This window comes from Halomonas sp. SIMBA_159 (genome assembly GCF_046536035.1).
Classification (GTDB): Bacteria; Pseudomonadota; Gammaproteobacteria; order Pseudomonadales; family Halomonadaceae; genus Vreelandella; species Vreelandella venusta_A.
This window is the reverse complement of the sequence record NZ_JAWJBT010001345.1, coordinates 1-244: the sequence shown is the minus strand read 5'-3', so window position 1 is coordinate 244 and position 244 is coordinate 1. Positions and strand designations below refer to the sequence as shown.

The following is a 244-nucleotide window of genomic DNA, read 5'->3' as shown; positions in this document are numbered from 1 at the left end:
CTGAGAGCGCACCGAGTTGGTTTTCGCCAGTACATCAGACAGGGCCGCGTTGGGATCGGTATTGAGTTTCATGTTGACGGTAATTGTCGAGGAACCCAGTACCGATGACGACGTCATGTAATCTATGTTGTCAGCCTGCGCGATGGCCTGCTCCAGCGGCTGAGTAATAAAGCCCTGGATCAGATCGGCACTGGCACCGTAATAACTGGTCGTCACAGTGACCACGGTATTGGTCATTTCGGGA

At 53.3% G+C, this 244-nt stretch carries 1 protein-coding gene; it reads right to left on the bottom strand.

Translation table 11 applies throughout. The features are described 5' to 3' along the window. Window positions 1-244 (bottom strand): efflux RND transporter permease subunit (locus tag R0J87_RS23635; protein ID WP_498889433.1); only part of this gene is annotated, 244 nt, incomplete at both ends.